Source organism: Gordonia sp. NPDC127522 (assembly GCF_042672305.1).
Classification (GTDB): domain Bacteria; phylum Actinomycetota; class Actinomycetes; order Mycobacteriales; family Mycobacteriaceae; genus Gordonia; species Gordonia hongkongensis.
Genome location: NZ_JBHXVK010000019.1, coordinates 85333 through 92758 on the forward strand (window position 1 = coordinate 85333; position 7426 = coordinate 92758).

The following is a 7426-nucleotide window of genomic DNA, read 5'->3' on the forward strand; positions in this document are numbered from 1 at the left end:
TCGGTGATCAGTCGTCGGTGTGTCCCTGCGCGCCCACGACGCGCAGCGAGATCAGGGCATACGACGCCGCGACCTCGGCCGGTGTCCGAGGACCCGAAGGGCGATACCAGGTGGTGACTGCCTGGCACGCGCCGAAGAGGTAGCGCAGTACTTCTTTGGGGTCCTCGTCGAAGTGGAACTCCCCCGACTCGACACCACGTGCGATGACATCGGCGAGCAGGTCCTCGGTCTCGGTGCGCATCGCGACGTAGGTCTCACGTCGGGGATCGTCGGAGTCGAGATGGCGGAACTCGTGGGCAACGCTGGCGAGCTCGAGATCGCTCGTCATGTGCAGGACGATCGACTCGATGGCATTGGACAGCTGTTCGCTCGGCGTCCGGCCGGACTGGATGGCCGCGCCGACCCACGCCAGCACCGAGGTCATCGCGGCCTCGAGCAGTTCGACGAGGATGCCGAGCTTGTTGTCGTGGTGGTAGTAGAGCGTCGGCAGCGAAACGCCTGCCCGCGAGGCGATGTCGCGGATCGAGGTGCCGTGATAACCGCGTTCGTAGAAGGCGTGTTTGGCCGCGACGAGGGTGGCCGGCAGCGGCACCGGTTCGCGCTGCCGCCAGTCCAGGCCCTCGGTCTCGATCGTCAGCCTCCGGGTGGGAGCCGTCCGCGCCGCCTCAGACACGTTCGATGATGGTGGCGTTGGCCATGCCCGCGCCCTCGCACATGGTCTGGAGGCCGTACCGGCCGCCGGTCGCTTCGAGATGGTTGACGAGGGTGCCCAGCAGGCGGGTGCCCGACGACCCGAGCGCGTGGCCGAGCGCGATCGCGCCGCCCCGCGGGTTCAGCTTGGCCGGGTCGGCTCCGAACTCGTGGGCCCAGGCCATCGGCACCGAGGCGAAGGCCTCGTTGACCTCGTAGGCGTCGATGTCGTCGATCGAGAGGCCCGAGCGCGCCAGGATCTTGTGTGTGGCCGGGATGGGGGCGGTCAGCATGAAGATCGGATCATCGCCGGCCACCGAAAACGAGTGGAATCGTGCACGCGGGGTCAGGCCCAGCTTCGACGCCATGACGTCGCTCATGATGAGCGCGCCGGACGCGCCGTCGGTCAGCGGCGACGAGTTGCCAGGCGTGATGTGCCAGTTGATCTCCGGGAATCGTTGCGCGAAGTCCTCGGTGTAGAACGACGGCTTCAGCCCCGACAGACCCTCGGGAGTGGTCGTGGCGCGCACCGTCTCGTCGGTCTGGTGCGTGAAGGTCTTGCCGTCGGCATCGGCGACGTCGATGGGCAGGATCTCGCGGTCGAAGAAGCCCTCGCCGGCGGCAGCGGCGGCGCGCTGGTGAGACTGTGCGGCGAAGGCGTCGAGTGCCTCGCGGTCGAACTTCCACTTGGCGGCGACGAGCTCGGCCGAGATGCCCTGTCCGACGAGTCCGTCGGGGTAGCGGGCCGCGATACTCGGGCCGTAGGGGCTGCGCCCGGCGGTGGTGAAGCCCATCGGGACGCGGCTCATGGACTCGACGCCGGCGGCGATGACCACGTCGTAGGCGCCGGCGATGATGCCCTGCGCGGCGAAGTGAGCGGCCTGCTGGCTCGACCCGCACTGACGGTCGACGGTCGTCGCGGGCACCGACTCGGGGAAGCCGGCGGACAGCAGCGCGGTCCGCGAGATGTTCAGGGCCTGCTCACCGGCCTGGCCGACGCAACCGCCGATCACATCGTCGACGAGGGCCGGGTCGAGATCGTTGCGCTCGACCAGCGAGCGCAGCACGTGTGCGAGCAACTCGACGGGCTTGGTCTCCGACAGCGCGCCGCCGGGCTTCCCCTTTCCGGACGCGAGGCGTACGACGTCGACGATGACGGCTTCGGGCATGAGGGTTCCTCTCGGGAGCGGGGACCAGCGCAGCAGTTGGCGCGGCTAACTTTATCTAACGATCGTTATACCGGTCTAGCACGCGCTCGGTGGCGGAATCAACAGCAAGTACCTGCAGAAATGGGCACCGCCCTCACCCGGGTCGACGGGTGAGGGCGGCGTCGTGATGTGTCAGATGGTGCCTTTGTCCGGCTGACCTGCGGGAACTGCCGTGAATGTCCGCACGTCCAGGGGGCCGGCCAGCAGTCCGCCGATGGCCTTGCCCAGCGTGGTGAGTGCCGGGGCGGCGCCGTGGGTCGCCAGGGCCTCCATCGATTCCCAGCGCTCGATCATCACCAGGTCGGTCGAGTCGCCGGTGGCCTCGTGCAACGCGTATTTCCCGCATCCCGGCTCGCCGTGCACCTCGGGGATCGCAGCCAGCACGGCCTCCCGCACCGCCTGTTCTTCTCCGGGCTTGGGGGAGATGGTGGCGACGACGATCACTTCGGACATGGGGGCTCTCCGTTCGCGGTGGGGCTCGGCGTGTATCTCGACAATTCGTCGGTGATGTCCGTCGGACACCGGACACCCCGGTGACGTTAGGTCAGCGAGTCGTCCCGATGTGGCGATTTCGGCACCCTGCGCAAGAACGCCGGCCCCGAGCGGCTGCGCGCGGGAGGACCGGCGCGGCCGACGGGGCCGGCGAGGTGTGCGTCACGCGATGTCAGCGCCAGCCGAGAGCCGGCGCGACGTGCGTGAGGATCGACTCGAGGACGTGCGCGTTGTACTCGACACCGAGTTGGTTCGGCACGGTCAGCAGAAGGGTGTCGGCCGCGGCGATCGCCTCGTCCTCGCGCAACTGCTCGACGAGCTTGTCCGGCTCGTCCGCGTAACTGCGCCCGAAGCGGGCGACGCTGTTGTCGATCACGCCGACCTGATCGGATTCGGCGCCGCCGCGGCCGAAGTAGGCGCGGTCTCGGTCGTCGACGATGGCGAAGATGCTCCGGCTCACCGATACTCGTGGCTCGCGCGGGTGCCCCGCGTCGGCCCAGGCCTTGCGGAACCGCTGGATCTGTTCGGCCTGCAACTGGTGGAAGGGCACGCCGGTGTCCTCGGTCAGCAGCGTCGAGCTCATCAGGTTCATGCCCTGCTGGGCAGTCCACTCCGCGGTCGCCCGGGTCCCGGCGCCCCACCAGATGCGGTCCCGCAGGCCGGGGGACTGGGGTTCGATGGGCAGCAACCCGGGCGGGTTGGGGAACATCGGACGGGGATTCGGCGTGGCGAAGCCGCCGCCTTCGATGACCTTCAGGAACACCTCGGTGTGCTGTCGCGCCATGTCGGCGTCGGACGATCCCTCGGGCGGAACATGGCCGAAGTATTTGTAGCCGTCGATGACCTGCTCGGGGGACCCGCGACTGATCCCGAGCTGGAGCCGGCCGCCGGAGATGAGATCCGCGGCACCGGCGTCCTCGGCCATGTACAGCGGGTTCTCGTAGCGCATGTCGATGACCCCGGTGCCGATCTCGATGCGACTGGTCTTGGCGCCGATCGCCGCGAGCAGCGGGAACGGCGATGCGAGCTGCCGTGCGAAGTGATGAACGCGGAAGTACGCACCGTCGGCGCCGAGCTCCTCGGCGGCCACCGCGAGGTCGATGGACTGCAGCAGCGTGTCCGCGCCGGACCGCACCTGGGACCCGTGGGCGTCCGACCAGTGACCGAACGACAGGAAACCGATGTTCTTCATGCCCTCTAAATGACACTCCGGTCCGTTTTGTTCCCGCCGGTACGATTCCGTCCCGCCGATCGGCGCGATCGACGGGACGGAATCGGGTCTTCGAAGGGGATGGTCAGGGCGCCCAGGTGCCCGGGGCGGCTTCGCCGTCGGCGACCGGAACCGAGGTGACCCGGTAAGCGCGGTTCACCGCCGAGACGACTGCGCGCAGGCTGGCGGTGGTGATCGACGACGCGATGCCGACACCCCAGACCGTCTCGCCGTTGACCTCGGTCTCCACGTACGCCGCGGCGCTGGCGTCGCCGCCGGCGGTCAGTGCGTGCTCGCTGTAGTCGAGGACCCGGACCTCGTAGCCGACGGCGCCGAGCGCGTCGACGAAAGCCGCCAGCGGACCGTTGCCGGAGCCGGAGATCTCCCGCTCGTTGCCCTCGACCTTCACCACGGCGGTGATGTGGTCGTCGCCGCCGTCGACCTCGGCCGCGTCCACCTTCTGCCGGATGCGCTCGAGCGGCCAGATCGGGTGCAGGTAGTTCTCCGCGAAGACGTCCCACATCTCCTTGGGATTGACCTCGCCGCCCTCGCCGTCGGTGATCTTCTGGATCTCCCGGCTGAACTCGATCTGCAGACGACGCGGCAGGTTCATGCCGTGGTCGGCCTTCATGATGTAGGCGACGCCGCCCTTGCCGGACTGGCTGTTGACGCGGATGACAGCTTCGTAGTTGCGGCCGACGTCCTTGGGGTCGATGGGCAGATACGGTACGGCCCAGGTGATGTCGTCGACGTCGGAGTCGGCGTTGTCCGCGTCGACCTTCATCTGGTCGAGGCCCTTGTTGATCGCGTCCTGGTGGCTTCCCGAGAACGCGGTGTAGACCAGGTCGCCGCCGTAGGGGTGACGCTCCGGGACGTTGAGCTGGTTGCAGTACTCGACCGTCCGGCGGATCTCGTCGATGTCGGAGAAGCTGATCTGCGGGTCGACGCCGCGGCTGAACATGTTCATGCCGAGGGTCACCAGGCAGACGTTGCCGGTTCGCTCGCCGTTGCCGAACAGGCATCCCTCGATGCGGTCGGCGCCCGCCTGGTAGCCGAGTTCGGCTGCGGCGACGGCGGTTCCGCGGTCGTTGTGGGGGTGCAGGCTCAGGATGACCGAGTCGCGCCGGGCGAGGTTGCGGTGCATCCACTCGATCGAGTCGGCGTAGACGTTGGGGGTGGCCATCTCGACCGTCGCCGGCAGGTTGAGGATCATCGGGCGCTCCGGGGTGGGGGCGATGATCTCGGTGACCGCGTCGCACACCTCCTTGGCGAAGCTCAGCTCGGTGCCCGTGTAGGACTCCGGCGAGTACTCGTACCGCCAGTTGGTGTCCGGGTAGTTCTGCTGTACCTCGAGGATCTTGTGTGCGGCGTCGGTCGCGATCTTGGTGATCGCCGCCTTGTCCGCGCGGAACACGACTCGACGCTGCAGTACCGACGTCGAGTTGTAGAAGTGGACGATCACGTTGGCCGCGCCGCGGCAGGCGTCGAAGGTGCGCTCGATCAGTTCGTCACGACACTGGGTCAGCACCTGGATCGTGACGTCGTCGGGGATGGCGCCGTCTTCGATGATCTCGCGGACGAAGTCGTAATCGGTCTGGCTGGCCGACGGGAATCCGACCTCGATCTCCTTGTAGCCCATCCGGACCAAGAGGTCGAACATGCGGCGCTTGCGTGCCGGGCTCATCGGGTCGATGAGTGCCTGGTTGCCGTCGCGCAGGTCGACCGCGCACCACATCGGGGCGGTGGTGATGACCTTGTCGGGCCAGGTGCGGTCGGGAACCGCCACCTTCTCGACCTCGTCGGCGAACTGGCGATAACGATGAACCGGCATCGCGGAGCTGCGCTGCGGGTTCCATGAGGGTTGTCCGGCGGGAATCGGGCCCGCGGGCTCGACGATTCGGCTGGCGCCGGAAGTGAAGCTGTCTGCTGGTGCCATGGTGGTCATTCTCCGTGTGTGGAAGGAAAGTGACCGGCGCGTGATGAGGCCCCGCGACGGAGGGCCGGTCGGTTCAGACCCCGCCGCGGCAACCGAGGAGGAGTGCGCGCTGCATGCGCTCGACTGTACTCCCCGGCGACGAGGTGGCCAAAGATGCAGGTGAGGCCGGGTCATGACGTCCCCCTCTTCGGGGGGTGTCGCCTCACCGACACGAGCTCCAGACTATGACATGCCTCTCACCGCGCAGCCGGAGTGACCCAAATCATCCGAGCGGCGGACAGGGGCACCCGGACCGATGATGCCCGGGATCTCGAGCCGCCACCCCGACGCGGCCGTCTGCAGAAAGGGCGAACGCCAGTGACGACCATCCCCGCCGAACCGCCGGTGACCGAACCGCCGGAGGGTAAACGCACGAGCCTTCGACGCGTGGCCGCCGCGAGTTCCATCGGCACGACGATCGAGTTCTACGACTTCTTCATCTACGGCACCGCCGCCGCCCTGGTGTTCCCGACGGTGTTCTTCCCGGCCGCCGACGAGGTCACCGGGACCATCGCGTCCTTTGCCACCTTCGCCGTGGCCTTCTTCGCGCGGCCGGTCGGAGCGATGCTCTTCGGTCACTTCGGCGACCGGATCGGCCGTAAACGCACCCTGGTGTGGACTCTGCTCATCATGGGATTGGCGACGGTCGCGATCGGTCTTCTCCCCGGTTACGAGACCGGCGTGTTCGGCTTCGCCGAATCCGGGATCGGCATCGCGGCGCCCATCCTCCTCGTCTTCCTGCGGTTCCTGCAGGGCTTCGCCGTCGGCGGCGAATGGGCGGGCGCAACGCTTCTCACCGCCGAGTACGCCCCACCGGGCAAGCGGGGACTGTACGCGATGTTCCCTCAACTCGGCCCGGCCTTCGCGTTCTTCCTGTCGAGCCTGACGTTCCTCATCGCGAGCCTGACGCTCGGCGAGACCAGTTCGGCATTCCTCGACTACGGCTGGCGCATCCCGTTCATCCTGTCCTTCGCGCTCGTCGCCGTCGGGTTGTGGGTCCGGCTCGCGGTCGCGGAGACGCCGGTGTTCCGAGAAGCGAAGCAGCGCAGGACAATCGGCGGTCCCGTGGTCGACGGTCCGGCACTGCCGTTCCTCGACGCCTTCCGCCACCAGTGGCGCGAGATCCTCATCGCCGGCGGCGCGCTGGCGAGCCTGTTCTCGCTGTTCTACATGGGCACGGCGTTCCTCACGAACTACGGCACCAAGTCACTGGAACTGTCGCGGACCTTCGTGCTGACCGCGGGGATGGGCGCGGCCGTGGTGTTCGGACTGTCGACCGCGGCGTCGGCGGTGTGGTCGGACCGCGTGGGTCGTCGCCGGGTCATCCTCACCTCGTGCAGCGTCGCGATCCCCTGGGCGCTGGTGCTGTTCCCGATCCTCGAGATCGGCGGCGGCTTCGCGTTCGTGGTCGGACTCTTCGGGACGCTGCTCATCTTCGGCATCGCCTACGGTCCGGCCGGAGCGCTCCTGCCCGAACTGTTCGAGGCGCGGTACCGCTACACCGGTGCGGGGATGGGTTACAACCTGGCCGGCATCCTCGGTGGGGCGATCCCCCCGCTGATCGCCGCCCCGCTGATCGCCGGCCCCGGGGCGATCTGGGTGGGTGTCCTGCTCGCCGGTCTGTCGGCACTCAGCGTCGTGTGCACGATCAAGATCGTCGAGACCAAGGACAAGACGATGCGGGCGTCGGTCACCGACGACGAGCAGGTGCTGGTCGCGTAAGCGACTGTCCCGCAACTCCTCTGACGCAACTCCGTCCCGAGCCGAACGGCTCGGGACGGAGTTGTTTGAGACGACGGTCGCCGGACCCTTCGTGACGCGCCCTCCGCAAGCTCCGGGCGCTCCTCAGGG

6 protein-coding genes are annotated in these 7426 nt (G+C 68.0%); 1 reads left to right on the forward strand and 5 read right to left on the reverse strand.

Features of this window, described 5'->3' with window-relative positions:
• Positions 1-7 precede the first annotated feature (7 nt).
• The 5 genes from ACFVHY_RS21380 to leuA form a co-directional block, all read right to left on the reverse strand.
• Positions 8-673: a TetR/AcrR family transcriptional regulator gene (locus tag ACFVHY_RS21380; RefSeq protein ID WP_390275319.1), complete on the reverse strand. Its 666-nt coding sequence runs from the start codon at positions 671-673 to the stop codon at positions 8-10.
• Complete coding sequence (locus tag ACFVHY_RS21385) at positions 666-1859, reverse strand: thiolase family protein (RefSeq protein ID WP_390275321.1); 1194 nt, start codon at positions 1857-1859, stop codon at positions 666-668. The genes ACFVHY_RS21380 and ACFVHY_RS21385 overlap by 8 nt, the downstream gene beginning before the upstream one ends.
• A 171-nt stretch (positions 1860-2030) precedes the next feature.
• The gene (locus ACFVHY_RS21390; RefSeq protein ID WP_065632076.1) at positions 2031-2351 is read right to left on the reverse strand and encodes a putative quinol monooxygenase; all 321 of its coding nucleotides are present in this window, start codon (positions 2349-2351) and stop codon (positions 2031-2033) included.
• A gap of 211 nt (positions 2352-2562) precedes the next feature.
• Complete coding sequence (locus ACFVHY_RS21395) at positions 2563-3582, reverse strand: LLM class flavin-dependent oxidoreductase (protein ID WP_390275322.1); 1020 nt, start codon at positions 3580-3582, stop codon at positions 2563-2565.
• A 103-nt stretch (positions 3583-3685) separates the two neighbouring features.
• Positions 3686-5536 (reverse strand): 2-isopropylmalate synthase, encoded by a 1851-nt coding sequence (leuA, locus tag ACFVHY_RS21400; RefSeq protein WP_390275323.1) that lies wholly within the window; start codon positions 5534-5536, stop codon positions 3686-3688.
• Between the two features lie 357 nt (positions 5537-5893).
• Between leuA and ACFVHY_RS21405 the strand changes: the two genes are divergently transcribed.
• Positions 5894-7297, forward strand: coding sequence for an MFS transporter (locus tag ACFVHY_RS21405; RefSeq protein WP_390275324.1), 1404 nt, complete (start codon positions 5894-5896; stop codon positions 7295-7297).
• Positions 7298-7426 lie beyond the last annotated feature (129 nt).

What these genes read in the sequence shown, in the direction of transcription:
- ACFVHY_RS21385 (WP_390275321.1), bottom strand. Translation starts at nt 1,859, where the DNA reads ATGCCCGAAGCCGTCATCGTCGACGTCGTACGCCTCGCGTCCGGAAAG.
- ACFVHY_RS21390 (WP_065632076.1), bottom strand. Translation starts at nt 2,351, where the DNA reads ATGTCCGAAGTGATCGTCGTCGCCACCATCTCCCCCAAGCCCGGAGAA.
- ACFVHY_RS21395 (WP_390275322.1), bottom strand. Translation starts at nt 3,582, where the DNA reads ATGAAGAACATCGGTTTCCTGTCGTTCGGTCACTGGTCGGACGCCCAC.
- leuA (WP_390275323.1), bottom strand. Translation starts at nt 5,536, where the DNA reads ATGGCACCAGCAGACAGCTTCACTTCCGGCGCCAGCCGAATCGTCGAG.